Consider the following 26,692-nt stretch of genomic DNA (forward strand, 5'->3'; position numbering starts at 1 on the left):
TACATGACAATTCATCGGATTAGCTTGTTCTATTTTTTGAGGAACGAACTACAATAATAATAGACAGGCAGCGATGAGGAGGAAAAAATATGCGAAAAGTTATAAGGTGGACACTTTTTTTGTATGCCCTATTTGCTTTATTTATATATTGGTACTTGTTTGGATGGAATCATGAGATGGTACCAGAAATGTACAAAGGAACGAGTGCAGATCCAGCAACATTTATGAACGCAAGGGAGCTGACGCTTAGCCAAGATTATTCTCGAGTAAAAAATTTATTATTTTTCTTAGCGACGCCGCTGCAATGGGTTGTTTTATTATTCGTACTTGTTTTTGGTGTATCAAAGCGGTTTGAAAAATGGGCGAAAGAGACAACGAAAGTACGGGTACTACAAATTGCGATTTACTTGTTTTATTTATCGTTAGTGACAACAGCGCTAGCATTGCCGTTGCAATGGATTAGTCACCAAGTGTCTGTTGATTATGGTATTTCTACACAATCAACAGCAAATTGGATAAAGGAACATGTACTGGATTTCTGGATAAACTTTTTGCTTATGTTTCTCGTTGTTTCTGTGCTATTATGGCTGATTAAAAAATATCCGAAGCGTTGGTGGCTATATGGCTGGGCGCTTTCAGTTCCATTTACTATCTTTTTAACGTTCATTCAGCCGGTCGTTATTGATCCGCTATATAATCATTTTTCTACGCTGCATAATAAGGAGCTCGAAAAAAAGATATTAACATTAGCAGATAAAGCAAAGATTCCAGCGGAGCATGTGTATGAAGTGAATATGTCAGAGAAAACAAACGCGTTAAATGCATATGTAACGGGGATTGGTTCAAATTCTCGCATCGTTTTATGGGATACAACGCTCGAGCAGTTAAAAGATAAAGAGATATTATTTATTATGGCGCATGAAATGGGTCATTACGTGATGAAGCATATATATTGGGGTGTTGGAAGTTATATTGTCTTAACTTTCGTTGGCATGTATCTCATTTACCGCATTATTCAAGCGTGTATTCGTAAGTGGGGAGATACACTGCATATTTCTAAAGTAGCCAGTTTCTCAGTTTTACCACTATTTTTCCTTGTATCTTCTATGCTTTCCTTTGCGGTAAGTCCTGCGACAAATTACGTATCGCGCATTGAAGAGAGAGCGGCTGATCAATATGCATTAGACATGACGAAGGATAATCAGTCGGGGGTCAAAACATTTCAATATTTATCAAAGACGAGTTTAAGTCAAGTGAATCCACCGGCTTTGGTGAAATTTTTCTTGTATACGCATCCGCCAATTTTTGAGAGAATTCATACGTTTGAGGAATATAAGAAGAAATAATTGTTAAGAGCAGCAATTGTTTGTCACGCATTACCCCAGTGAGGGAAGTTTTATTTTATTAAGACCAAAATTTGAAAAGAACAAGTAGATGTCTATTAGAATCTACTTGTTCTTTTCTTGTTACAGTGTAAATTTTGTATCTTGATCACTTAGATCATTATCAAATACATTTGCGGTACTAATCCCATTAAAAACTTTTAATGTTTTTGCTGTATTTGATGATCCAGAACCATGATATTCTTTATTTCGGAATAGAGGAGTTACATTGTATTTGTCACCTAAATTTACATTCCCCTTACAATTTGAAATGATAATGCTGTCAACAATTGCGGGCATGGTCTTCACCTCTATTTTATTTTTATTCTCATTGTATGCTGTTTATAAAAAAATAAAGATTGTTTATGAAAAATAAGAATAAGATATTCTTCTTTTAATTATGGAAAATATAGTAAAATGAAAAGAGTAAGGGGGGATAGGGATGAAAAAGATTGTTGCGAAAACAAATCTTGAAAGGTGGCTAGATGGTTTGTCACTTATTGGAATAGTTGGGATGCTTGTATATATTGGATTCATTTGGTCATCTTTATCACATACGATTCCAACTCATTTCGGATTTAACGGAGAAGCGGATGGATTTGGCGGAAGAGGGAATATTTTTATTCATCCGATTATTGGTCTAGGATTATATATCTTATTTCATGTTTTAATTCGTTTTCCTGAGTTATTTAATTACCCTCCTCATGTTACAGAAGAACAAAAACAGCGATTATATATTCACTCGCGTACATTATTAGGGTGGTTACAACTTGAGATTATTATATTTGGCGTATATAGTACTTGGGAAAATGCACAATTTGCTATGCAAAGAGAAGTTGGGTTTTCTATTGTTTCCCTTGTTATATTTCTCATTGTATTATTTAGTACAATGATATTTTATATAGTTAGAAGTTTACGGATGGTAGAAAAAATTACTCCTTAAAAGAGTAATTTTTTTGTTCTTTTTAAAGGGAGCTAACGTTCGGTCAGAGAATATAAATTACGAAAAATAGAAAGAGAGGAAGGTTTTATGGAAAAAGATTTATTTAGTAGAGTGGGTCATGTTTATGTTCCGGTAAGAAATCTTGAAAAAGCAGTGAAATGGTATGAACGCGTATTAGGTCTAGAGCGAAAAGCACAATTTGTTGATCGAAAAGAATATAAAAATTCAGAAGTAGCGGTATTTCACTTTGGAGGATTACGGAAAGTTGCGCTCTTACTATTTGAAACAGAAAATGAACCAGCAGGTCAATATGTACGAAATGATTTACCGTTTCCCATTTTTTCGATGAACTGTTTTAACATTGAAAAGACGTACCGTGCTTTACAAGAAAAAGATGTAAGAGTAGAAGAAATTGTAACACTAGGAAATAACGAAGCTAAGTATTTTTATTTTTGGGATTTAGATGGAAATATGTTCGAAGCTGCTTGGTCGGTGTGGGATGAAACGGCATAAAATGATTGTGAGTATTTTTACATATGAAGCTATGAAAAAGTTGACGAAATGTCAGCTTTTTCTGTTTGAAATAATTGTTTTTTATAAAAAAATATTTTTTTAACCCCTATAAAATTTACATTCCCTCCGAATATGTATTAGTGAAGAAAGCAAATGGAGGAAAAATAACATGAAAAAGATACTATTAAAAGGCTCTATGGTAACTATGATGGCATGCAGCCCGTTTCTAATGGGGACAGCAGCGTATGCTGAAAACAAAGACGCGGTAAAAACAACGGAAACAGAAAAACCATCTTTAGTACAAGGCGATTTCTTTTATTTTGTGAAAACGATGGTGGAAGATATTAAAATGGCTCTTGCGACAAACGATTTAGCAAAGGCGAAGTTATTGTCTGAGCAAGCTGCGGAACGAATTGCTGAAGCTGATGTATTAAACACTAAGGGAAAAGATGATCTTACACAAGATACATTAGAAAAAGCAGCGGAAGACTTAGAAAAAGCAGATAAGCTTTCAGGAGACGAGAAAACAGAAGCAGAGAAGTCTACTGAAGTAAAGAAAGAAGAAACAGAAAAGTCAACTGACGAAAAGAAAACAGAAGCAGAGAAATCTACTGAAGTAAAGAAAGAAGAAACAGAAAAGCCTGCTGACAAAGAGAAAACAGAAGCAGAGAAGTCTGCTGATGTAAAGAAAGAAGAAACAGAAAAGTCAACTGACGAAAAGAAAACAGAAGAAAAAGCTACTGATGTAAAGAAAGAAGAAGCAAAAAAACCTGCTAACAAAGAAAAAAGCGAGACGGAAAAAGTAAAAGTACATATTGGAAACAACATCGAAGCATTAGCAAAAGTGCTTGATAAAGTGAAAAATCCGAAAGCAAAAGCAGCAATTACTAAAAATCTGGAGAAAAGTTTTTCAAAGATTGCAGCTAAAATAGAGAAAGCGCAAGAAAAACAAGCAACTGCTATTGCAAAAGAAAGCAAGAAAGCAGATCAAAATACAGAAGTAACGCCAGCACAACCAGCACAACCAGCACAACCAGCACAACCAGCACAACCAGCACAACCAGCACAACCAGCACAACCAGCACAACCAGCACAACCAGCACAACCAGCACAACCAGCACAACCAGCACAACCAGCACAACCAGCACAACCAGCACAACCGGCACAACCAGCACAACCGGCACAACCGACACAGCCAGAACAAGCAACACAACCAGAACAAGCAGCGCAATCAGAACAAGCAGCACAACCGGCACAGCCAGCACAACCGGCACAGCCAGCGCACGCAGCACAACCGGCACAACCAGCACATAAACCGGCTGTTTCCCATGAGAAGCATGAGCAATCAAACAAAAAGGATGATCATCAAGGAAATAATGATCATCAAGACAACGGTAAAAAGGTTGGTCACGACAAGCAAGAAGACAAGCACAAAGAAAAGCAGTAAGAAAATGTGGTATAATGGTCACTTCTTTAGTGACCATTTTGCCATTTGCGGCAAAAGGGGGGAGGGGGATTACTAGTGTTAAGTTTAGTGATGAAAATCATAAAAAAGCCGGCGATAGAAGATATAGTATTTGATATACAAAACAACGCAGGAGATAAGGAAGCTTTTATCGCACAGTATAGACCTTTTATTCGAAAATCAATCTCGTCTGTCTGCCGCAGGTATATTACGGAGCAGGATGATGAATATAGCATTGGATTGTTTGCGTTTAATCAAGCAATTGAACAATATTCATATAAAAAAGGAAAATCTTTTTTTGCGTTTGCTGAGCTTCTTATAAAAAGAGATGTAATTGACTATATCCGCAAGGAGTCTAGGCATAATCTCGTCTTTTTAAAAGAAGACCAGCAAGAGGAAATGGTAGAAATGCAGGCATCGCTTACGGAGTATATGAAAGAGATGGAAAATAGTAACCGTAAGGAAGAAATTCTTCATTTTCAAGGTGTGCTAGCTGAGTTTAAAATCACGTTTATTGAGCTTGCTAAGGAATCACCCAAGCATCGTGATACGCGTGAGCACTTAATAGAAATTGCAAAGATTATCATAAAAGAAGAGGAAATGATAGAAGAGTTGTTCCGAAAGAGGAAATTACCGCTTAAACAAATTGAACCGCGCGTTAGAGCGAGCCGGAAAACATTGGAGAGGCATAGAAAATACATTATTGCAATGTGTATTATCTTTGTAAACAACTATACATACATTCTTGATTATATAAGAGAGGGGAAGAATGATGAATAAAGGGATTGTGATGGATATACGAAAACGCAACGTAGTTGTTTTAACGCAAGATGGAGAGTTTATCACGTGTAAAAGAACATCGCGCTCTTATATGATTGGAGAGGAAGTCTCGTTTAACGAACAAGAACAAAGAGTATCGCGTTTTTCAATCCCTTCTTTCTTAAAGCCTGTATCGCTGCTAGTTTCTTGTGTTCTATGTGTGTTTCTGTTTTTATTCAACCAACCAGAAGAAAAAGCACTCGCTTACGTTTCTGTTGATATTAATCCAAGCTTAGAGGCGAGTGTGACAAAGGATCTTCGTGTTATAGACTTGCGAGCTTGTAATGATGATGGAAAACGCATTTTAAAAGAAATGAAACGATGGAAAAATCAATCTTTGCAGGACGTAGTGCGTACCATTGTAAAGCAAAGTAAAGAGGATGGATACTTAACGAATGACAAGCAAGTTATGTTAACGTCTGTTGCCAAGGAAAAATCGCTAGAGCCGCAGTTGCAGAAGGCTATGCAAGGGTTAAAGAGTGAGTATGATGCACAACATGTTCCAGTCGTATATCAAGAAAGTACGATGCAAGTGCGGGAGAATGCTCAGAAAAAAGGGATCGGCATAGGTGTTTATATAAAGCAAGAGAACGAGAAGAAGAAATCGCTTGTTCCTCCTGCACCGTCGTATAATCAGGAGGAACATCCTCCGGAGATACATTCGCAACCAGAGTCATCACCGGATTCATCATCGAATTCGTCTTCTGTAAAGGAAGAAAGATACGGGGAGCAAAAGAAAAACGAACAAAAGCAATCCCAAGAACAGCAGCCGCAGCAATACCAGCAACCAAAAAGCAATAATGGGCATCAAGAAGAAAACAACAATAAAGAGTATAAACAAGAAGAAAAACAGTATAAAAAAGAATACAAACAAGAAGAAAAACATTATAAAAAAGAATATAAACAACAAGAAAAACAGTATAAAAAAGAATATAAACAACAAGAAAAAGAGCATAAACAAGAGGAAAAAGAGAATAAACAAGAAAATAAAGGTCATTGGAAAGAAGACAGATAAGTTTCTGCTCCAAAACATGAGAGGAAAGAAAAATTCATAGAATATTTAAAAAGCATAGGGTATATATGTAATACTGAATCTAACATAATGACAGAAATGTAAGTATTACAAAACGACGACACATGTTGTTTCGTAATATAGTTTTAAGGCGTATCAACACGTTGCTTGATACGCCTATTTTTTATGGTTTTTTCTTCATTTTATCACGACATTTTAACTGTTTATCACCACATGGTGGTGGGTGAAAAGGAATGTAAATTCACATTGATTTATTAGTCACCTTAGAATAGAACGTATATTCTGTTTAATACCAACATAATTTCACTCATTTTCAAGGAGAATTGATTTAGAAGAAAGATATGTAATGGAAGGAAGTCACATGTTTTATCGAAAAGAAATTGTCTTGATAGAAGAATCGATTATTCAAGAAAAAATGAAATTAGCATAACCAGAATATGAATGTAGATTTCCTCTAATTAAATAGAAAGGGAAGAAGTAAAAACACTTCTTCCCTTTCCTGTTATGGTTTTATCCATTTTATCTTAAAATCATACTGATAGACATACATTAGTTTTAAGAAATACTTTTTAATTCCTCTGTTAATCGTAGGAATTCTTCCTTGTTTCGATTTTGTAGTGATCGGTCGATTTCCTTTTGGATTTGCTCTTTTCGGAAATCATGAATGGCTTTGTCTAAAACCATTTCAGCAAATAGAGAATCCATGACGTTTACTTCACATTGTGATGGTATATTAAGTAAATGCTTTTTCATAGGAAATCAGCTCCTTAACCTTTTTTCTATTATACCAAAAATTTAATATTATTCAAACTATTTTGTGAATTTATGACATACAGTAAAGGCAGGAGATACTCCTGCTTTTGTCACCAAATTATTTTACCTAAGGTAAAAATCTTCCATTTCCTTCCCCTAATATAAGCCTGCTCCATTGATTCTTGGTTCAGTATTATTACCCTAATATCATGTCTTCCAAGACAAGATTGGTCAGAGAATGGTCGTATTTTAGGATACAACATTTATACAAGCATGGATGGCTCTAACTATCAAAAGGTATCGTCTGGAACATGGAAAAGTACTGGCGGAAAAGAGTTTGCAACATTCGAACCTGTTTCTGCGAAATATGTAAAAATAGAAGTAACGAACGGAAAAAATGGATATGCTTCAGCAGCTGAAATAGATATTTTCGGATATTAATAGTTTGCACGTATGAATGAGCACGTTATCACAGGGTGGATTTCCCACTCCTCTTTCATTTTCTTATAATTGTTAAACAACATGTCTTTCCTGTTAATTTAAGCCTCAAACTTTGTTTCTCTTGCCTTTCAGTAAAAGTACAACACTCTATGCTTTTTATGTACACTGAAATAATTTCTATATTTTATTATTAAGTAATGTGATAAGTAAGGATAAACCAATTTTTAGATGTTGTTAAAATATTCAAAAAATTCCTTCCCTTTCTGGTTTTTTGTTATATAATATAAACATAAAATCAAATCTGTTATAAAACAGTTTGGAAAGAAGGAGATGCTAATATGTCGACACAAACTTCGCGGGTCACACTCGTTGGAGAAGTATTACCGGCGTATTTGGAGATTTTGACACCAGAAGCACTCACATTTATAAAAGAGTTGCATGAGAATTTTAACGAGCGCCGTAAAGAATTACTTCAGAAACGAGTAGAAAAACAAAAGAGAATTGATGCAGGAGAGTTATTACACTTTTTAGAGGAAACTGCACATGTTCGAGCGGGTGATTGGACGATTGCATCGATTCCGAATGACTTGCAAGACCGACGCGTAGAAATTACAGGGCCAGTTGATCGCAAGATGATTATCAATGCCTTGAATTCAGGAGCGCGTGTCTTTATGGCAGACTTTGAAGATTCAAATGCACCGACATGGCAAAATGCAATTGAAGGACAAATAAATTTAAGAGATGCAATTAAGGGAACGATTTCATATAACAATGCAAATGGGAAAGAATATCGTCTCAATGAACAAACAGCTGTTTTAATGGTGCGCCCTCGTGGTTGGCACTTACAAGAAAAGCATATGTTAGTAGATAGTGAAGAAATATCAGGTAGTTTATTAGATTTTGGGTTGTTCTTTTTTCATAATGCAAAGACGTTAATTAAAAAAGGAAGCGGCCCATACTTTTACTTACCGAAAATGGAAAGTTACTTAGAAGCAAGACTATGGAATGATGTGTTCGTATTTGCACAAAAATACATGGGTATTCCGCATGGAACGATTAAAGCAACGGCATTATTGGAAACGATTCACGCTTCATTTGAGATGGATGAAATTTTATATGAATTGCGGGATCATTCGGCAGGGTTAAATTGCGGACGTTGGGATTATATCTTTAGCTTCTTAAAAACTTTCCGCAATCATAAACAGTTTCTACTTCCGGACCGAGCACAGGTAACGATGAGTGTTCCGTTTATGCGCGCTTATTGTTTGCGTGTGATTCAAACGTGCCATCGCCGTAATGCACCGGCAATGGGCGGGATGGCAGCACAAATTCCAATTAAGAGCGATTCAGCAGCGAATGAAGCAGCATTCGAGAAGGTGCGTGCTGATAAAGAGCGTGAGGCGTGTGATGGACATGATGGGACTTGGGTTGCCCATCCGGGACTTGTACCTGTAGCGATGGAAGTATTTGATCGCATTATGACAACATCAAATCAAATATATCGAAAACGAGAAGAAATTTGTATAACAGAACAAGATTTATTAGAAGTTCCGGTGGGAACGATTACAGAAACTGGTCTTCGTACAAATATTAGCGTTGGAATTCAATATATTGCATCTTGGCTAAGCGGCAGAGGTGCAGCACCAATTTATAACTTAATGGAAGATGCAGCGACAGCAGAAATTTCACGTGCACAAGTGTGGCAATGGATTCGTCACGAGGAAGGAAAATTAGAGGATGGAAGAAAAATTACGTTTGCACTAGTAGAACAGTTCAAAGCAGAAGAGTTAGCAAAAATAGAACAAGAGATTGGCAGCGATCGTTTTGAAAAAGGACGATTTGTAGAAGCTACGAAACTATTTATGAATCTTATTAGAGATGATGAATTTGAGTCGTTTTTAACGTTACCAGGGTATGAAATTTTATAAAGCGATGTCTTCATTATTGGAGTTTTACTGCCCGCGAATAGCGGATAAATAATAAAGAAATGGGGATGGAAGAAATGGTAAATGAAAGAGTACAGCAATTACAAGAGAACTGGGAGCTTGATAAACGCTGGAAGGGAGTTACACGCCCATATTCTGCAGAAGATGTTATTCGTTTGCGCGGATCGATTGATATTGAATATACGTTAGCACACCGCGGTGCAAAAAAGCTTTGGGATTCTCTTCATAGTGAAGATTATATTCATGCACTGGGAGCATTAACTGGGAATCAAGCAATGCAGCAAGTAAAGGCAGGTTTGAAAGCAATTTATTTAAGCGGCTGGCAAGTAGCGGCAGATGCAAATGTAGCGGGTCAAATGTATCCAGACCAAAGCTTGTACCCAGCAAATAGTGTGCCGGCAGTTGTAAAGCGTATTAATCAAACGCTGCAGCGTGCTGATCAAATTCAGCATATGGAAGGCAGCGGTGATATTGATTATTTCGTACCAATTGTTGCTGATGCAGAAGCTGGCTTTGGCGGACAGCTTAATGTATTTGAACTTATGAAAGGGATGATTGAAGCAGGAGCGTCTGGTGTTCACTTTGAAGATCAACTTTCTTCTGAAAAGAAATGTGGTCATTTAGGCGGAAAAGTATTACTACCAACACAGACGGCAGTGCGTAATTTAGTATCAGCACGTCTTGCAGCAGATGTAATGGGAGTACCAACACTAATTATCGCAAGAACGGATGCAGATGCAGCTGACCTAATTACAAGTGATATCGATCCTGTTGATAAACCGTTTATTACAGGGGAAAGAACACCGGAAGGATTCTTCCGTACGAAAGCTGGACTTGACCAAGCGATTGCGCGCGGCTTAGCGTATGCACCGTATGCTGATCTTGTATGGTGTGAAACATCCGAGCCGAATTTAGATGATGCGAAACGCTTTGCAGAAGCAATTCATGAAAAATTCCCTGGAAAACTATTAGCTTACAACTGTTCACCGTCCTTTAACTGGAAGAAAAAATTAGATGATAAAACAATTGCAAACTTCCAAAAAGAAATTGCATCTTACGGATATAAATTCCAATTTGTAACACTTGCTGGCTTCCATGCTTTAAACTACGGCATGTTTGAATTAGCGCGCGGGTATAAAGAGCGAGGCATGGCTGCTTACTCAGAGTTGCAGCAAGCTGAATTTGCAGCGGAAGAATACGGCTATTCTGCAACGCGTCATCAACGCGAAGTGGGTACAGGGTACTTTGATGAAGTAGCACAAGTGATTACGGGTGGAACTTCGTCAACAACAGCATTAAAAGGATCTACAGAAGAAGAGCAGTTTACGCGATAATAAAGTGAAACTTCCATCAGTGAGGGGGTTCCACTGATGGTTAGCTCTCACCAATCGGGCGCATGCCAGCAGTTATCTCCCACTTATTTTCTTCGCTTTTCTATCAATCTTGAGGTGGGGTTTTACTGTCCGCGAATAGCGGGATAAAGTGAAACTTCTATCAGTCAGGGATTTCCCTATCTACGAATAGAGGGATAAGAAAGAGTCAGCTTTCGGGCTGGCTTTTTATATTACAAATATTTCTAGATATTAGAAAATAAAGTTCTATATAAGAAAATGTTATTTTATACATGAAGATTATGCCATTTAGTTTCAGTATTTATAAAGATATATAAAAGGAAATTTTAATTTAATAATAAGAAATTGTAAAAAAAATGAAAATGACGAGTATTCTTAAATTGAAATGGTACAATTATCCATGTGGATAATTACATAAAAATTATCTAAAAATGAAAAAGGAGAGAAGAACGATGACTAGTGAAGCGGAAAAGTATACCTCACAGTACATTATTAATTCAAAGACGATTGCACTACTTCCAATTGTTTTGAAAGATAAACGAATTGTGACGCGTGTGATTGAAGAAAGTGATGAGTTTTTTGTGTATCAAAAACCACTTGAGATTGTGGAGCAAAGCTGTCGTCAATATGGAGCTAGCTTTGGCGGGCGGAAAGACGGCACGAAAGAGTACACAGGTTTTACGCATAAAGCACCAATTGCAATTAGTCCTACAGACCATATTTATTTTTTCCCCACGTTTTCTTATTCTCGCAAAGAATGTGCCTGGTTATCTCATTTTCATATTGAAAGTGTGACAAAACTTCCACATGGAAATATTCTCATTGAATTCATAAATGGTCAGACAATTAAACTAGAAGTATCTAAAAACAGCTTTGAAAATCAGAGAAACAGAACTGCACAGCTGCGTGCAGAATTTGAAGATAGAAAAAGAAAACAAGCAGAGCCGAAATTTTTACTGGTTAATCAAAATGAGGTTTTAGAGTTAAAACCAGCATATGAGAAAATGTATCTGTTGAAAAAAGAAGATTGATTATATAGGGAATAAGAAAAAGGAAAATAGTCCTTTTTCTTATTCCTACATAGGAAACATTTTAATGATAATGAGAGTTTTTATCCTGCTATTCGCGGGCGTCCTGCGATTTTGGGCGAGCCGCTTCCGCTTTTCTACAGAAGATAAGTGGAGGATAACTGCTGGCCTGCGCCGATTGGGCGGGCTTTCCATCAGTGAGGGGGTGAAGAAAATCCCCACTGATGGAAGTTTTACTTTATATTTTCTTGTTCTTGTAAATTATGTTGTATATTCTTTTTTTATGTGGTATAGTAAATGTATAGTTGAATACCTAAATCAAGCAATCCATATATTATCAAGTGCCGTGAAACTAGCGAGGAAATTGTGTATGTGTTCTGTTTCGCATTTGATAATGTGTGGATTCTTTTTTTATGTTGTGAAAACTACAAAATATATTTATTTCCTAGGAGGAAGTTATTATGAAAACAGGTCAAGTAAAATGGTTTAACAATGAAAAAGGTTTCGGTTTCATCGAAGTTCCAGGCGAAAACGATGTATTCGTACATTTCTCTGCTATCACAACTGAAGGTTTCAAATCTTTAGAAGAAGGCGAAAAAGTTAGCTTTGAAGTAGAAGACGGTAACCGTGGACCTCAAGCTAAAAACGTTGTAAAACTATAATCTTATAGATCATAGTGTAAAAAAGGATGGCATTTGCCATCCTTTTTTAGTTATTTGAAACAGGATTTTTTCTTGAAAATATGGAAAATAAATATATATCTAGTTGTCATATATGCTATTTCCCCTTGTTGTTTAATAATGGTAAAGTAATAACAGGAAAAGATAAAAATGAAGCTTCTATTAAGAAATGTTTTTTTCATTGATGAAAAGTTCGCACCAATCGGGCTCTTACAGGAAATCTAATATCTTCTCTATTCAGAAGCCCGTTAGAGCGAGGTAAAGGGGTACATAGTAGAATGGATTTTCAAACAATCAAAGAATATTTCACAATAGAAAATATGGAGCGCTTGTTAGAAAGCTATCAGGCATTTGGTCCGTTAATTGGAATTGGCCTTCCGATGATTGAAGCGTTTATTCCAATTTTGCCGCTCTTTTTATTTGTTATGGCGAATGCAGTTGCTTTTGGATTATGGCTTGGATTTTTTTATTCATGGCTCGGTTCATGTATAGGAGCATTGCTAGTGTTTTTTATCATTCGTCGTTTTGGAAGAAGTCGTTTTTTTGCTTTTGTAAATAAGCATTCGCGAGTACGCAGTGCGATGGCGTGGATTGAACGAAAAGGATTTGCACCTATTTTTCTTTTATTTTGTTTTCCGTTTACACCATCAGCACTTATCAATGTTGTAGCAGGTTTGTCGCGTATTAGTAAGCGGCAATTTGTTTTAGCACTTTCACTTGGTAAACTTGTGATGATTTTCGTGTTAAGTTACATTGGTTATGACCTTGCATCTTTTATGTATAAGCCAGTAAAAACAGCTATCGTATTAGGTGTCATTTTTATTTTATGGTATGTCGGAAAGAAAATTGAAGTAAAACTTGAATTAAGTAGAGACTAGACTTCACAAGTGAGTGCATCCCTGTTATATAAGGTGAGACTTTTATCAGTGGGGGCTTCGTGCTCTATTGATAGAAAGCTCTCATCAATCGGGCTCTTATGGGGAGTGATCCCCCACCTATGTTCTTTGTTTTCACTGAATTTTGAGGTGAGGTACTGTCCGTTAGTGCCGGATAAAAGCTGAAGGGAAGTGGCATGATGATGCGAAAGTGGAAAAACGAAAGCAAAGAGTGGATGAGAACCATTTTTATTGGTATTTTATTAGCTGTATTTTTCCGCACTTTTTTCTTTGCAACGTATGTTGTGGAAGGAAAATCGATGATGCCTACACTTCAAGATGGTAACATGCTGATTGTAAACAAAGTTGGTTATCAGTTTAGTGAGTTAAACCGTTTTGATGTTGTTGTCTTTCATGCAAATAAACAGGAAGATTATGTGAAGCGAATTATTGGTCTGCCAGGGGACAAAATTTCATACAAACATGATAAACTATATATTAACGGGAAATTTATTGAAGAACCGTATTTAGATGTATATAAAAAGCAAACTCATGGACGGCAGCTAACAGGAGATTTTACTCTAGAAGAGTTAACAGACGAAAAAGTTGTTCCGAAAGGATTTATCTTTGTGCTTGGAGATAATCGTCTAGGAAGCTGGGATAGTCGTTACTTCGGATTTGTAAAAATAGAACAAGTTGTAGGAAAAGTTGATTTGCGCTACTGGCCAATCAATGAAGTACAAACAAATTTCTCTAAGGGGTAATTCGAAATTTCGGATTACCTTCTTTTTCGGATATATCTTGATTGACAGAGTTTCATTTACAGAAAGGCGGGTTTACATGTCACTTCGATTTATTATAGGACGAGCTGGAAGTGGAAAGAGTACACAGTGCTTGCAAGAAGTACAACAGGATTTGCAGCATCGTCCAAAAGGTGAAACCATTTTATATCTTGTGCCAGAACAGATGACATTCCAAACGCAGCAAGCATTAATTAATGGGGACGTGAGCGGCTCCATTCGTGCGCAAGTGTTTAGTTTCTCACGTTTAGCGTGGAAGGTTCTTCAGGAAGTGGGAGGAGCAAGCCGCCTTCATATTGATGAATCTGGTGTGCATATGTTGCTTCGTAAAATTGTGGAGGCGCGTAAAGAAGAGTTATATGTCTTCCAAAAAGCAGCGGAGCAAAACGGATTTTTTGAACAGCTTGGCAGTATGATTACTGAATTTAAACGCTACAATTTAACGCCGTCAAATGTGTATGCAATGTGGCAAGAGTTAGACGCTCATAGCAGCGGAAATGAACAGAAATTGCTAGCAAATAAAATGTATGATTTGCAGCTTCTATATGATGATTTTGAGCGAGCGTTAATTGGAAAATACTTAGATTCTGAAGATTACATGCAGCTTTTATTTGAAAAACTTCCGCATTCAGAGTATGTGAAAGATAGCATCATTTATATTGATGGATTTCATACATTTTCACCGCAAGAGTTAGAAATTGTAAGGCAACTATTAAGATGCGGGGCAAGAATGACAATTGCATTAACGCTTGATGAACAAACGTTATCACAGCCAGCAAATGAGCTAGATTTGTTTTACCAGACGCTTATAACATATGAAAAAGTAAAGCAAGTAGCTAGGGAAGAGAAAATCATTATTGAAAATACAATTATAATGAGAGAACAACCGCGCTTTGTGTCAAGGGCACTTGCGCATTTAGAAGCGCATTATGATTCTCGTCCGTATGCAGAGTTTCAAGGAGAATCACAGATTACGCTATATTCTGCGGCTAATTTGCGGGCAGAGGTGGAAGGCGTTGCGCGCGAAATTCGTAGGTTAGTAGCAGAGGAAGGATATCGTTATCGTGACATATCTGTTCTACTTCGCAATGGTGAAAGCTATTACGATATGATTAAGACGTTGTTTGTTGATTATAATATCCCATTCTTTATTGATGAAAAACGCCCGATGCTTCATCATCCATTAATTGAGCTAATTCGTTCAGCCTTAGAAGTCATTAGTGGAAATTGGCGTTACGATGCGGTATTTCGCTGTGTAAAAACCGAACTGTTGTACCCGTTAGATGTGAATAAAGCGAGAATACGTGATGAAATGGACGAATTTGAAAACTACTGTTTAGCATATGGGGTACAAGGGAAACGATGGACCTCGGAAGAACCATGGACATATCGTCGTTACCGCTCATTAGATGGTGTACATGGTGGCCAAACAGACAGCGAACGAGAAATGGAAGAAAAGATTAATCGTCTTCGTGAGATTGTTCGCACACCTATCATTCGTTTGCAAAAGCGATTAAAACGAGCAAGGGCGACAATGAGCATGTGCGAAGCAGTCTATTTATTTTTAGAAGAACTAGACGTTCCGAAAAAATTAGAAGATTTACGTTTGCGAGCCGAAGAAGAAGGAAACTTCTTATTTGCGAACGATCATGATCAAGTATGGGAACAAGTAATTACGCTTCTGGATACGTGCGTTGAAATGCTCGGAGAAGAGAAAATGTCTCTTTCTATGTTTGTAAATGTTATGACGACAGGGCTAGAATCACTCCAGTTTGCTAATATTCCGCCGTCGTTAGATCAAGTTTTAATTGCAAACATTGACCGTTCTCGTCTTTCTAACATCAGGGCAGCATTTGTGATTGGAGCAAATGAAGGGATTATTCCAGCGGCGCCATCAGATGATGGGGTATTATCTGATGAAGAACGAGAAGTACTTGTTTCAGCTGGAATAGAACTTGCACCAACAGCACGCCAAAAGTTATTAGATGAACAATTTGTCATTTATCAAGCCGTTACTAGAGCATCGGAGAAGTTATATATTTCTTGTCCGCTTGCAGATGAAGAAGGGAAAACGTTACTAGCATCTAGCTTCATAAAGAAGATGAAAAGAATGTTTCCTTCAGCAGGCGAAATATTTATAACGAATGATGTAAATGATCTGTCATCGCTTGAGCAAATTTCATATGTGGCAACGCCAGAAGTGACACTTTCCTATTTAACGCAGCAATTGCAAAACTGGAAACGTTACGGTTTTGAAGGCAATCTTTCTTTTTGGTGGGATGTATACAATTTTTATGTTACGTCGCCAGAATGGAAACAGAAGAGCAGCCGTGTGTTATCAAGTTTATTTTATCGAAATCGGGCGCGTAAATTAAGTGATGCTGTAAGCCGGGAGTTATATGGTGACAAAATTAGAGGCAGTGTATCGCGTATGGAACTCTTTAATCGCTGCTCGTATGCTCATTTTGCGCAGCATGGATTATCTTTGAAAGAACGTGATATTTTCAAATTAGATGCACCAGATATCGGCGAACTGTTCCATGCAGCTTTGAAAAAAATTGCCGATAAACTATTGAAAGAAAAACGTACTTGGGCCGATTTAACAGTAAAAGAGTGTGAATATCTTTCTGTCACAGTCATTGAAGAACTTGCACCGCTTCTGCAGCGTCAAATACTATTAAGCTCGAATCGTCATCATTATTTAAAACATAAATTGCAGCAAATTATTTTCCGTACTTCACTTGTGTTAAGAGAGCATGCAAAGTCAAGCGGGTTTGTACCTGTTGATTTAGAAGTCGGATTTGGGATGGGCGGAACAAATTCATTGCCGCCTATAAATTTTGAACTGCCAAATGGTGTGAAAATGGAAGTAGTCGGGCGAATTGACCGCGTTGATAAAGCAGAAGATGAAACCGGAACGTTTTTACGTATTATTGATTATAAATCAAGCGCGAAAAAACTAGATTTAACGGAAGTATATTACGGCTTAGCTCTGCAGATGCTTACGTATTTAGATGTTGTCACAACAAACGCAGGCAAATGGATGAAACAAGGCGGAACTGCAAATCCTGCTGGAGTACTTTATTTCCATATTCATAATCCAATTGTTGAAATGAAAGGCGATGTATCAGACATTGAAATTGAACAAGAGATTTTAAAGAAATTTAAAATGAAAGGGCTTGTCCTTGGAGATGCTGATGTTGTTCGGTTAATGGATAACACATTAACATCAGGAAGCTCTAATATTATTTCAGCTGGCCTGAAAAAAGATGGCAGCTTTAGTGCACGTTCTGATATCGCAAGTGAACAAGAATTTAATGTGCTGCAACAATACGTACATCGTACATTTGAAAACATCGGGACAGATATTACAGAAGGTGTCATCGATATTGCACCGTATAAAATGGGAAATAAAACAGCATGTACGTTCTGTAATTTCCGCTCGGTTTGTCAATTTGATGAGTCGTTAGAAGATAATAAATACAGAGCATTACAAGATATGAAAGATAGTGAAGCGTTAGAGAAGATGAGAGAGGAGACCCAGTCATGATACAAACTTGGCCAGCAAAACCGGAAGGAAGTCAGTGGACCGATGATCAGTGGAAAGCGATCGTTGCTGATGGACGCGATATTTTAGTAGCAGCTGCAGCTGGGTCGGGAAAAACGGCGGTACTTGTTGAACGGATTATTCGTAAAATGATTCGGGAGGACAATCCAATTGATGTCGATCGTTTACTTGTTGTGACATTTACAAATGCAGCGGCACAAGAGATGAAAAATCGAATTGGGGAAGCGTTAGAAAAAGTATTAATCGATGATCCAGCTTCGCCGCATATCCGAAAGCAGCTCAGTCTGCTTAACCGAGCATCCATTTCAACAATTCATTCTTTCTGCTTACAAGTGATTCGAACGTATTATTATATGCTCGATATTGATCCGCGCTTTCGCATTGCGAATGAAACGGAGAATGAATTATTAAAAGAAGAAGTACTGGATGACATATTAGAAGCAGAGTACGGTATGCAGCAGAATGAGGTGTTTTTTGAACTTGTTGATCGTTATACGAGCGACCGTAGTGATGATGACCTGCAGCGTATGATTTTAGCACTCCATACAGAATCTAGAGCACATCCAGATCCAAACGGTTGGCTTGATAAATTAGTTGAAGCCTATGATGTAGAAGGAAAAACAATTGAAGATCTTATGTATGCCTCGTATTTATTAGAGGATGTAAAGACTCAGCTGCAAACAGCAAAGCAATATGTAGAAAAAGCAATCGAACTTGCGATGTTACCAGATGGTCCAGCACCACGCGTTGAAACGCTGCAAGCTGATCTTCTTTTAATTGAGAACTTGTCCGGGGCAGCGAATGAATCTTGGACAAGCACATACGAAGCGATGCAAAATGCCTCTTGGGAAACGTTAAAGCGTATTAAGAAGAGTGATTATAATGAAGAGATTGTGAAACAAGTCGATTCTTTACGTAATAAAGCGAAGGATGAAGTAAAGAAATTACAGGAAGAACTGTTTAGCAGAAGTCCAGAAAGCTTTTTACGTGATTTTCAAGATATGCATCCCGTACTGCAAAAGCTTGTTGATCTTGTAAAAGTATTTACAGAACAATTCCAAGCGATTAAGCGTGATAAAGGAATGGTTGATTTTACAGATTTAGAGCATTTTTGCTTGCAAATCTTAAGTGAACGTTCGAGTGAGGGAGAAATGCGCCCATCACCAGTTGCATGGCAATATCGCAATAAATTTGCAGAAGTGCTTGTCGATGAGTATCAAGACACAAACTTTGTACAAGAATCCATTATTAAACTAGTAACAAAAGACTCTGAACAAGACGGAAATTTATTTATGGTGGGCGATGTGAAACAAAGTATTTATCGCTTCCGTTTAGCGGAACCAGGGCTATTTTTAGGGAAATATAGACGTTTTACATCTGAAGGTATAGATGGCGGCATGAAAATTGATTTAGCAAAAAACTTCCGCAGTCGTCATGAAGTCCTAGCAGGGACAAACTTTATTTTTAAACAAATTATGGGCGAAGCTGTCGGAGAAATTGATTATGATGAAGACGCTGAGTTGAAGCTTGGAGCGAGTTATCCAGAAGGAACGGATACCTCAGCTGAGCTGTTATTTATTCATCAATCTGATAGCGAAGCGGTGGATGAAGAGGAAGGGGTGGAATTAGAAAAGGCGCAATTAGAAGCACGCCTTATTGCACAAAGAATAAAGGCAATGGTCGATTCTGGTTATGAAGTGTATGACCGAAAAACAAATGGCATGCGCCCAGTTACTTACCGTGATTTTGTTATTTTACTGCGCTCTATGCCATGGGCGCCGCAAATTATGGAAGAGCTGAAACAACAAGGTATTCCTGTTTATGCAGAGCTTTCGACTGGATATTTTGAAGCGACGGAAGTCAATATTATGATGAATCTATTTCGTGTGATTGATAATCCGGCGCAAGACATTCCGTTAGCGGCTGTTCTTCGTTCACCTATTGTTGGATTAACAGACGAAGAGCTTGCGATGTTACGTACTTACGAGAAGAAAGGTTCGTTTTATGAAGTGATGCGTTCTTTCTTACAAGGTGCGCCGCTAGAAGAAGAGAAGGAATTGCATGAGAAGGTGTTATGGTTTTATGAACATTTGCAAGTTTGGCGTGAATTCGCTCGCCAGCAGTCGCTCTCTGATTTAATTTGGAAAGTGTATCGTGAAACAGGCTATTATGACTTTGTAGGCGGCCTTCCTGCTGGCAAGCAGCGTCAAGCAAACTTGCGTGTGTTATATGATCGTGCTCGTCAATATGAAGCGACTTCATTTCGCGGTTTATTCCGCTTCTTACGTTTTATTGAACGTATTTTAGAACGCGGTGATGATATGGGGACAGCGCGTGCTCTCGGAGAACAAGAGGATGTTGTTCGGATTATGACTATTCATAAAAGTAAGGGGCTGGAATTCCCAGTTGTATTTGTGGCAGGGCTTGGACGACGTTTTAATACACAAGATTTGATGAAGCGATTCTTGCTGCATAAAGATTTTGGATTTGGCTCGCAATTTATTGATCCGAAAAAGCGTATTAAATATACGACATTATCACAGCTCGCGATTAAGCGGAAAATGAAAATGGAGCTCATTGCAGAGGAAATGCGTGTGTTATATGTAGCTTTAACACGTGCGAAAGAAAAGCTTATTTTAATCGGGACAGTAAAAGATAAAGAAAAAGAAATGCAAAAATGGCTCGATGCACGTGAGCATACAGACTGGTTATTGCCGGATTATGTACGTGCTGGGGCAACATGTTACTTAGATTGGATTGCACCATCGTTATGCAGACATAAAGATAGTGATATGCTTCTTGAAATAGGACAAGGAAGTATTCCAACTGATATATATGAGTATGATACGAACTGGAAAGTAGAAGCAGTTGATGGAGCGGGATTACAGGCACCGGAGCCAATGAAAGAAGAAAAGCAAGAACTATTAGAAGCGCTTCGGGAACAAAAGGCAGTTTCTGCGTGCAGTGAACAAAAAGACGAAGTGTATGAAAGATTAACTTGGCAATATGGATTCCAAGATGCAGCAACGCACCGAGCAAAGCAATCTGTTACGGAAATTAAACGAAACTATCAAGCGCAAGAAGGAAGCGATACTGCGTTTATTAAACGAGTTCGTGCACCAATTGAAACGCGTCCGCGTTTTATGGAGAAAAAAGGACTCACGTATGCAGAGCGCGGGACAGCTGTTCATACTGTTATGCAGCATGTAAATGTAACAAAAGTAATAACAATTGAAGCCATTCAGGAACAAATTGCTGAAATGGTAAATAAAGAGCTCTTAACATTTGAACAAGCAGAAGAAATAGCATCGGAAAAAATTGTTGCATTTTTTGAAACAGAATTAGGTAAACGTGTATTAGCTGCAGAAAATGTAGAGCGCGAAGTGCCATTTACGATGATGTTATCAGCAGAGGAAGCATATCAAGATTGGAAAGATGAGCAAGATGAATCAATCCTTGTTCAAGGTGTTATTGATTGTATGATTGAAGAAGAGGGTGGTATCGTTTTAATTGATTTTAAAACAGATACAATTGAGGGTCGTTTCCCAGGTGGATTTGAACAAGCGAAATCAACGTTAGAAGAACGTTACAAAGTGCAGCTGAAACTTTATCGTAAAGCACTTGAGAAAAGTTTGCATCAACCAGTAAAAGAAACGTATTTATACTTCTTTGATGGCAGCCACGTGTTGCAAGTAAAATAAGGTGAAACTTTCAATAAGAGTTTAAAGATGGGTCCAAAAGCGGTAGTTATAAACTTTGAGTGGACAAGAAACAAAAAACGGAGGAATTCCCTCCGTTTTTTCATTATGCTGTTGCGATTTGATCTTGATCAGCTACATCTGAATCAAATGTATTTGTACCACTTACACCGTTAAATGTATTAAGGACAAAAGCAACATTTGATGAACCGGATCCATTATAAGCTTTCGTATTTTCTTTCGGAGATACATTATAGAAGTCTCCTAAGTTAAAAGAACCGTTACTATTTTGAACGACTAAGTTCCCGACAATAGACGGCATGTTTTCACCTACTTCAAATTCCTTTTATGGTATTATATGATTTATTTTTCGAAAGGTTCTTCTGTAACAAAGTGTCGAATCTGTAAAATGCGCGAGTTTGAATATACATAATCAACAGATCCAATGTGAAGACAAGAAGAGTTAAGCATACTTTCAATAACAATGCAGTTTACTTCGATAAAGGGATTTATGTTAATGACATTCATTTTTACCTCATTTATACGAGTTGGAATTGTGATTTCGTCATCAACAAATATTTTATATGCTTCCAATCTTCCTTCTTGGGCCAAAAAGGAAGGGATTTCGCGTTGAACAACAATTGTTCTATTTATTAATTCCATATTTTTCGTATCGCCAATTTGAACAATAGAAGCAAGTCCTAGCGTGGTAACAGAAGGCTGATGGACAACGGAAATATGTCGCATAACGAATCCTCCTTATCTAGGAGTTGAAGGCACAGCAGTTACGAGTGGTACAAATGGGCCGCCTGTTACAGATTCAAATGGTGTATCTAAAATAGAAGATGCAATAATTAAGTTTGCATCGCCTACTAAGAATAAAGCAGACGAAGATACCCCAAGTGATCTAATGGTTCCAACTTTGATTTCGTGATTAATAACAGTAAAATTCATATGCATTTACTCCTTTCGAAAGTTACTCGGTATATGTTGAATAAAGGAAAGAAATGCTTTATCAATATCTTGTTTCATTGCTTGAATAATGACATTTTTCATATACTGTGGATTAGATGTAATCTCTGGATGCGGCTGTACTTGAGATAAATAGTAAGGGAGACGATGTTCCATTTGTTGCTTTATATCATCAATCATCATTTGCCGGTACATATCATCGAGAGGTGTTCGTTCTTCCTGTTCAAAATGAAGAATGCGGCTATACGCTTCTTCGTCTAAATAGCGCTGCACTTCTTGAATGATGTCTTGATAAAAATCGGGATTTACTTGGGTTTCAGGGTTTACTTTTAATGTTTCAGTTTCAACATTAAAGTCTTCAATAACTTCCCCTTTGCTCGTAAATGGATTTAAACCGATATTTAATGTACCACTTAAAGTTTCGACTTTTAGCTGATCAAATTTGTATTCGACTTTCCCAATTGAAGTGGACGGCCGTTGTTTCAGTTCTTCCATTTGTTCTGTTAGCTGTGCTAGTTGTGTTTCTAAAGCATTTATTTTTTCTTGTTGTTGTTGAATGCACTGTTGTAGTTGCTGTAAATAAATGTATAGATCTTGACTCACTGCTAGAAGCCTCCTTTTCGATCTGGAGGGTATATTGATATATGTCTATGATATTAGTATGTTAAGAAGAACTAGGAGGGGCAGGGGAAATCGAAATAATTTGTCCTGGAGCTGTTAGCGGCGGGGTTGGTTGTGTAAATCCACCTGTATTAGAGAACTTTGACAATGTTTTAATACTTCCTGCACTTCCAATTTGAAAGACGGCTGAGGTTGTAAGGTTCTCAATTCTTATATTGTTAATAATAATACTTTGCTGTACATACAAATCCAATTTTTATTCCCCCCTTTTAATAAGTAGCAGTGATTGGTTGATCGATTACATCAGAATCATTTACATTTGTTGTGTTTTCGTAATTGTATATGGATACACTTTCTCCAACATTAAAAGAACCTGCTCCTGCAAATGCACGAGAATAACTAATAGGACGAATGGCAAATACATCTCCAATATGCAATACACCGCTCGATCCGATATTAACAATATTAATGTGTCCAACCATTGCAGGCATAGAAAACACCCTTCATGTTAAAAATTTTTGTATTTTTCTCTTGTTAGACCGAATTTCTATGATCAGAGTTTTACCCTATTATTGTATGGGCGTTTGGGCAAATATGTGTCTGTTATTTAAAAATAAAAAACGTACACTCAGCGGGAGTGCACGTTTGTATTTTGAGTTGGCACATCATCTATTTGTATGAATAATATAACATTTAAGAGCCTGTCCAGCTCTTGGCTACAGCTAACTGTTTTTTGAGATGTCATTCCATAACGTTTGGCCAAGTATTTCATTTTTTCTCGTTTTTTTTCAATCGCTTGCTCAAACATAGAATCGGCTCCGTCTCCTTATAGATTTTAAGAGTATCTTTAGTACATATTATACAAACTTCCCATAAAAAAGAAACACATTCGCTAAAAGAAGAAGGGATTCTACATATTTTGGCAAAAAAACATTTTAATTGCACGAAAAATAGAAAGAATATTGTAAATTAAAAATATTTTAAGGAGGATTTTCATTAGTAGGTACGAATACAATTACAGTACGAGTTTGAAGATGGGGTGTGGAAATATGCGGTTTGTGACAGTAAAAACAGATGAAAAAGTGTTTGTTGGTGTTGTAGATGACACATCACAAACAGTGTTGCATGTCAGAGAAGCACAGAGGAAAAAAGGAGAAAAAGTTACGATTCCCATTACAATGCTAGAGTGTATCGACCAGGGAGAATCTTTTATTACAAAAGTAATTGAGATTGTCGAATGGGCGAAAGCAAATTGCAAGGATGCCTATTATCCATTATCGGAAGTTAAGTTATTGGCTCCTGTTCCAAGGCCAAGAAAAAATATTCTTTGTGTTGGAAAAAATTATCGTGAGCATGCAATCGAAATGGACGGAGCGGAAGCAGTTCCGGAAAGTATTATTATTTTTACAAAGGCTCCAACAACTGTAATTGGTGATGGTGATAAAATTAATAGTCATCCGCATGCTACGAGCGAACTTGATTATGAGGGGGAGCTCGCCATTGTGATTGGAAAGCGTGGAAAGGAAATCCCGAAGGAAAAAGCCCTTGATCATGTATTTGGTTATACAGTTATAAATGATGTTACAGCTCGGGATATTCAAAAGAAGCATAAGCAATTTTTTCTTGGAAAAAGCTTTGACACGTTTTGTCCAATGGGACCTGCTATTGTGCATCACTCAATGATTGCTAATCCGAATGCGCTTCATATTGAAACGAAGGTGAACGGGGAAGTACGTCAATCTTCTACAACGGCAAATATGATGTTTTCGATTGAAGAAATTATATCAATTGTAAGTAAAGGAATGACATTAGAGCCAGGAGATATTATTGCGACTGGAACACCAGCGGGGGTTGGAAAGGGATTTCAACCACCACGTTTTTTACATGCTGGTGATGAAGTTGTTATAACAGTTGAACATGTTGGAACGCTCTGTAATCATGTCAAATAATATATCGCGCTCTCCTTATTTCTGGCTGATTCCTACTTTTTTTGCTTTGCATAATGCAGAAGAGTATTATTTCTTTCCAGAAATAAAGTATTTACAACCCATTCAGATGGAAGAGAATGCATTAGAGCAGAAGTATTTTTTAATAGTATTACTTATACTAACTGTTTTTGTATGTACGATTGTGTTTATACATAATATGTTTTTGACGCAGATGACTTTATATGCCGTACTGTTCATCCAGTCAATGATTTTTATGAATGGAATCGTTCATCTTGTAGGAGCAATCTTGAAGATAGGAGATGTACCTGGACTTGGTACATCTTTCTTGTTAATCATTCCTTTTTCATTGTTTTTGTTTTGGAGAGGAAATGTAGTTGGTTGGTGGAAAGGGAAGTCTGTGTGGGTATCATATATGATTGAGATATTGTTAATGTTTCCAGTCATAGGTGGTTTATTGTATATAGTTAAAATTATCTTAATAAAAAAGGTTGTCTCTTAAGAGACAACCTTTTTTATTAAGATAATACTGCTTTAATTTTTTCGAACGCCCACTGTAAATCCTCTTCAGAGATAACAAGAGGCGGAGCGATGCGGATTACATTTTCATGTGTTTCTTTACATAGTAAGCCAGATGCTTTTAATTTTTCACAGTAAGGACGTGCTGGTTCATTTAATTCGATTCCGATAAATAAACCTCTTCCGCGTACTTCTGTGATCATTGGATTGTCAATTTCACGTAATTGATTTAACAGCTTTTCTCCTAATTGTAAAGAGCGCTCTGTTAAGTTTTCTTCTACTAGTACATCTAGAGAAGCAAGAGAAACCGCACAAGCTAGTGGGTTACCACCAAACGTAGAACCGTGAGAACCTGGCTCAAATACACCTAAAATTTCGCGGCTTGCAGCAACGCAAGAAATTGGGAACACACCGCCGCCTAATGCTTTTCCAAGGATATACATATCAGGAATAACATTGTCCCAATCGCATGCGAACAATTTTCCAGTACGGCCTAAGCCTGTCTGAATTTCATCTGCAACAAATAATACATTTTCTTCTTTACATACATTGTATGCTTCTTGTAAGTAACCTGCTGGTGGAATGTTAATACCAGCTTCGCCTTGGATTGGCTCTAAAATAAATGCAGCTGTATTTGGTGTGATCGCTCCTTTTAATGCTTCAATGTCGCCGTAAGGAATAACAACGATACCTGGAAGCATTGGGCCGAATCCGCGTTTATATTCGTCGTTGGATGACATGGATACTGCACCCATTGTACGGCCATGGAAGTTATCAACACATACAATAATCTCAGCTTTGTTTTCTTCAACTTTTTTCACATCGTATGCCCAGCGTCTTGCTGTTTTGATAGCGGTTTCAACAGCTTCAGCACCTGTATTCATTGGAAGTACCATTTCTTTATTAGTTAATTTCGCTACTTTTTCATACCAAGGGCCTAATTGATCGCTATGGAATGCACGTGATGTTAATGTTACACGCCCAGCTTGGTCGATAAGTGCTTGAATAATTTTTGGATGACGATGACCTTGGTTTACAGCAGAATATGCACTAAGCATGTCCATATAACGGTTGCCTTCTGGGTCTTCTACCCAAACACCCTCTGCTTTCGCAATTACGATTGGTAGTGGATGATAGTTATTTGCTCCGTATGTTTCTGTTAATTCAATAATGTCTTTTGTTTGAATCATGCTAGTTCCCCCTTTTGCTTTTACAAGAAGTTTGTAAATACTCTAAATATTATATCATTTAAACGCGAAAAAAGCTAAATGTTTCCTGAAAAGAAATGAACGTGGTATCATATAAAGTGAAAAAGTGTGGAAAAGAGGAGGAGAGATT

General features: G+C 37.3%; 26 protein-coding genes and 1 pseudogene. 17 read left to right on the forward strand and 10 right to left on the reverse strand.

Annotated features, from left to right (window positions below; genetic code table 11):
* The first annotated feature begins 89 nt into the window (after nt 1-89).
* Nucleotides 90-1,346 (forward strand): M48 family metallopeptidase, encoded by a 1,257-nt coding sequence (locus AB1284_RS03890; RefSeq protein WP_429751502.1) that lies wholly within the window; start codon nt 90-92, stop codon nt 1,344-1,346.
* Between the two features lie 120 nt (nt 1,347-1,466).
* On the opposite strand, the gene AB1284_RS03895 is transcribed toward AB1284_RS03890, so the two are convergent.
* Complete coding sequence (locus tag AB1284_RS03895; protein WP_429751501.1) at nt 1,467-1,682, reverse strand: spore germination protein; 216 nt, start codon at nt 1,680-1,682, stop codon at nt 1,467-1,469.
* 142 nt (nt 1,683-1,824) lie between these two features.
* Between AB1284_RS03895 and AB1284_RS03900 the strand changes: the two genes are divergently transcribed.
* From AB1284_RS03900 to AB1284_RS03920, 5 genes are all read left to right on the forward strand, one after another.
* The gene (locus tag AB1284_RS03900) at nt 1,825-2,325 is read left to right on the forward strand and encodes a DUF1648 domain-containing protein (protein WP_429751499.1); all 501 of its coding nucleotides are present in this window, start codon (nt 1,825-1,827) and stop codon (nt 2,323-2,325) included.
* An 87-nt stretch (nt 2,326-2,412) separates the two neighbouring features.
* Nucleotides 2,413-2,838, forward strand: a complete 426-nt coding sequence (locus AB1284_RS03905; protein WP_429751498.1) for a VOC family protein — start codon at nt 2,413-2,415, stop codon at nt 2,836-2,838.
* A gap of 169 nt (nt 2,839-3,007) precedes the next feature.
* The gene (locus AB1284_RS03910) at nt 3,008-4,285 is read left to right on the forward strand and encodes a DUF5667 domain-containing protein (RefSeq protein ID WP_429751496.1); all 1,278 of its coding nucleotides are present in this window, start codon (nt 3,008-3,010) and stop codon (nt 4,283-4,285) included.
* Between the two features lie 75 nt (nt 4,286-4,360).
* Nucleotides 4,361-5,083, forward strand: a complete 723-nt coding sequence (gene sigI, locus AB1284_RS03915) for an RNA polymerase sigma factor SigI (RefSeq protein WP_429751494.1) — start codon at nt 4,361-4,363, stop codon at nt 5,081-5,083.
* The gene (locus AB1284_RS03920) at nt 5,076-6,137 is read left to right on the forward strand and encodes an anti-sigma factor domain-containing protein (RefSeq protein ID WP_429751492.1); all 1,062 of its coding nucleotides are present in this window, start codon (nt 5,076-5,078) and stop codon (nt 6,135-6,137) included. Before sigI ends, AB1284_RS03920 begins: the two co-directional genes overlap by 8 nt.
* A gap of 573 nt (nt 6,138-6,710) precedes the next feature.
* On the opposite strand, the gene AB1284_RS03925 is transcribed toward AB1284_RS03920, so the two are convergent.
* Complete coding sequence (locus AB1284_RS03925; protein WP_429751491.1) at nt 6,711-6,908, reverse strand: IDEAL domain-containing protein; 198 nt, start codon at nt 6,906-6,908, stop codon at nt 6,711-6,713.
* Nucleotides 6,909-7,103: 195 nt separating this feature from the next.
* Here AB1284_RS03925 and AB1284_RS03930 point away from each other — a divergent pair.
* The 9 genes and pseudogenes from AB1284_RS03930 to addA all read left to right on the forward strand — a co-directional run.
* Nucleotides 7,104-7,349 (forward strand): annotated as a pseudogene (locus AB1284_RS03930) (discoidin domain-containing protein); the annotation flags it as partial.
* Nucleotides 7,350-7,687: 338 nt separating this feature from the next.
* On the forward strand, nt 7,688-9,277 hold the full coding sequence (gene aceB / locus AB1284_RS03935; protein WP_429751490.1) for a malate synthase A: 1,590 nt from the start codon (nt 7,688-7,690) through the stop codon (nt 9,275-9,277).
* 74 nt (nt 9,278-9,351) lie between these two features.
* The gene (gene aceA / locus AB1284_RS03940) at nt 9,352-10,629 is read left to right on the forward strand and encodes an isocitrate lyase (RefSeq protein WP_429751489.1); all 1,278 of its coding nucleotides are present in this window, start codon (nt 9,352-9,354) and stop codon (nt 10,627-10,629) included.
* Nucleotides 10,630-11,099: 470 nt separating this feature from the next.
* A complete protein-coding gene (locus tag AB1284_RS03945) occupies nt 11,100-11,678 on the forward strand; it encodes a competence protein ComK (RefSeq protein WP_336483567.1) in 579 nt (192 codons plus the stop codon).
* Nucleotides 11,679-12,136: 458 nt separating this feature from the next.
* Entirely contained in the window at nt 12,137-12,337 is a 201-nt protein-coding gene (locus AB1284_RS03950) for a cold-shock protein (RefSeq protein WP_020059863.1), read from the forward strand.
* Nucleotides 12,338-12,633: 296 nt separating this feature from the next.
* Nucleotides 12,634-13,233: a TVP38/TMEM64 family protein gene (locus AB1284_RS03955; RefSeq protein ID WP_429751488.1), complete on the forward strand. Its 600-nt coding sequence runs from the start codon at nt 12,634-12,636 to the stop codon at nt 13,231-13,233.
* Nucleotides 13,234-13,430: 197 nt separating this feature from the next.
* Entirely contained in the window at nt 13,431-13,994 is a 564-nt protein-coding gene (gene lepB / locus AB1284_RS03960; protein WP_336483565.1) for a signal peptidase I, read from the forward strand.
* 76 nt (nt 13,995-14,070) lie between these two features.
* Nucleotides 14,071-17,580, forward strand: a complete 3,510-nt coding sequence (gene addB, locus AB1284_RS03965) for a helicase-exonuclease AddAB subunit AddB (RefSeq protein ID WP_429751486.1) — start codon at nt 14,071-14,073, stop codon at nt 17,578-17,580.
* Complete coding sequence (gene addA, locus AB1284_RS03970; protein WP_429751484.1) at nt 17,577-21,299, forward strand: helicase-exonuclease AddAB subunit AddA; 3,723 nt, start codon at nt 17,577-17,579, stop codon at nt 21,297-21,299. The genes addB and addA overlap by 4 nt, the downstream gene beginning before the upstream one ends.
* 103 nt (nt 21,300-21,402) lie before the next feature.
* Here the strand turns inward: addA and AB1284_RS03975 are convergent, their stop codons facing one another.
* The 7 genes from AB1284_RS03975 to AB1284_RS04005 form a co-directional block, all read right to left on the reverse strand.
* Complete coding sequence (locus tag AB1284_RS03975; RefSeq protein ID WP_429751483.1) at nt 21,403-21,618, reverse strand: spore germination protein; 216 nt, start codon at nt 21,616-21,618, stop codon at nt 21,403-21,405.
* A gap of 41 nt (nt 21,619-21,659) precedes the next feature.
* Complete coding sequence (locus AB1284_RS03980) at nt 21,660-22,043, reverse strand: spore germination protein GerPE (protein WP_429751481.1); 384 nt, start codon at nt 22,041-22,043, stop codon at nt 21,660-21,662.
* Between the two features lie 12 nt (nt 22,044-22,055).
* Nucleotides 22,056-22,250: a spore gernimation protein GerPD gene (locus tag AB1284_RS03985; protein WP_429751479.1), complete on the reverse strand. Its 195-nt coding sequence runs from the start codon at nt 22,248-22,250 to the stop codon at nt 22,056-22,058.
* Between the two features lie 6 nt (nt 22,251-22,256).
* Nucleotides 22,257-22,871 carry a spore germination protein GerPC gene (locus AB1284_RS03990; RefSeq protein WP_429751477.1) on the reverse strand — a complete coding sequence of 205 codons (615 nt, stop codon included), beginning with the start codon at nt 22,869-22,871 and terminating at the stop codon, nt 22,257-22,259.
* Nucleotides 22,872-22,932: 61 nt separating this feature from the next.
* The gene (locus AB1284_RS03995) at nt 22,933-23,142 is read right to left on the reverse strand and encodes a spore germination protein GerPB (RefSeq protein ID WP_429751475.1); all 210 of its coding nucleotides are present in this window, start codon (nt 23,140-23,142) and stop codon (nt 22,933-22,935) included.
* Between the two features lie 16 nt (nt 23,143-23,158).
* On the reverse strand, nt 23,159-23,380 hold the full coding sequence (locus tag AB1284_RS04000) for a spore germination protein (RefSeq protein WP_336483556.1): 222 nt from the start codon (nt 23,378-23,380) through the stop codon (nt 23,159-23,161).
* Between the two features lie 137 nt (nt 23,381-23,517).
* Nucleotides 23,518-23,697 (reverse strand): aspartyl-phosphate phosphatase Spo0E family protein, encoded by a 180-nt coding sequence (locus AB1284_RS04005; RefSeq protein ID WP_377882446.1) that lies wholly within the window; start codon nt 23,695-23,697, stop codon nt 23,518-23,520.
* A 241-nt stretch (nt 23,698-23,938) separates the two neighbouring features.
* Here AB1284_RS04005 and AB1284_RS04010 point away from each other — a divergent pair, with 241 nt between their 5' ends.
* On the forward strand, nt 23,939-24,838 hold the full coding sequence (locus AB1284_RS04010) for a fumarylacetoacetate hydrolase family protein (protein ID WP_429751473.1): 900 nt from the start codon (nt 23,939-23,941) through the stop codon (nt 24,836-24,838).
* Nucleotides 24,828-25,337: an HXXEE domain-containing protein gene (locus AB1284_RS04015; protein ID WP_429751471.1), complete on the forward strand. Its 510-nt coding sequence runs from the start codon at nt 24,828-24,830 to the stop codon at nt 25,335-25,337. The genes AB1284_RS04010 and AB1284_RS04015 overlap by 11 nt, the downstream gene beginning before the upstream one ends.
* A gap of 16 nt (nt 25,338-25,353) precedes the next feature.
* On the opposite strand, the gene AB1284_RS04020 is transcribed toward AB1284_RS04015, so the two are convergent.
* Nucleotides 25,354-26,544 (reverse strand): ornithine--oxo-acid transaminase, encoded by a 1,191-nt coding sequence (locus tag AB1284_RS04020; protein WP_429751469.1) that lies wholly within the window; start codon nt 26,542-26,544, stop codon nt 25,354-25,356.
* Nucleotides 26,545-26,692: the final 148 nt, after the last annotated feature.

The sequence above is a fragment of the Bacillus sp. S2(2024) genome (assembly GCF_050474045.1).
Classification (GTDB): Bacteria; Bacillota; Bacilli; order Bacillales; family Bacillaceae_G; genus Bacillus_A; species Bacillus_A yunxiaonensis.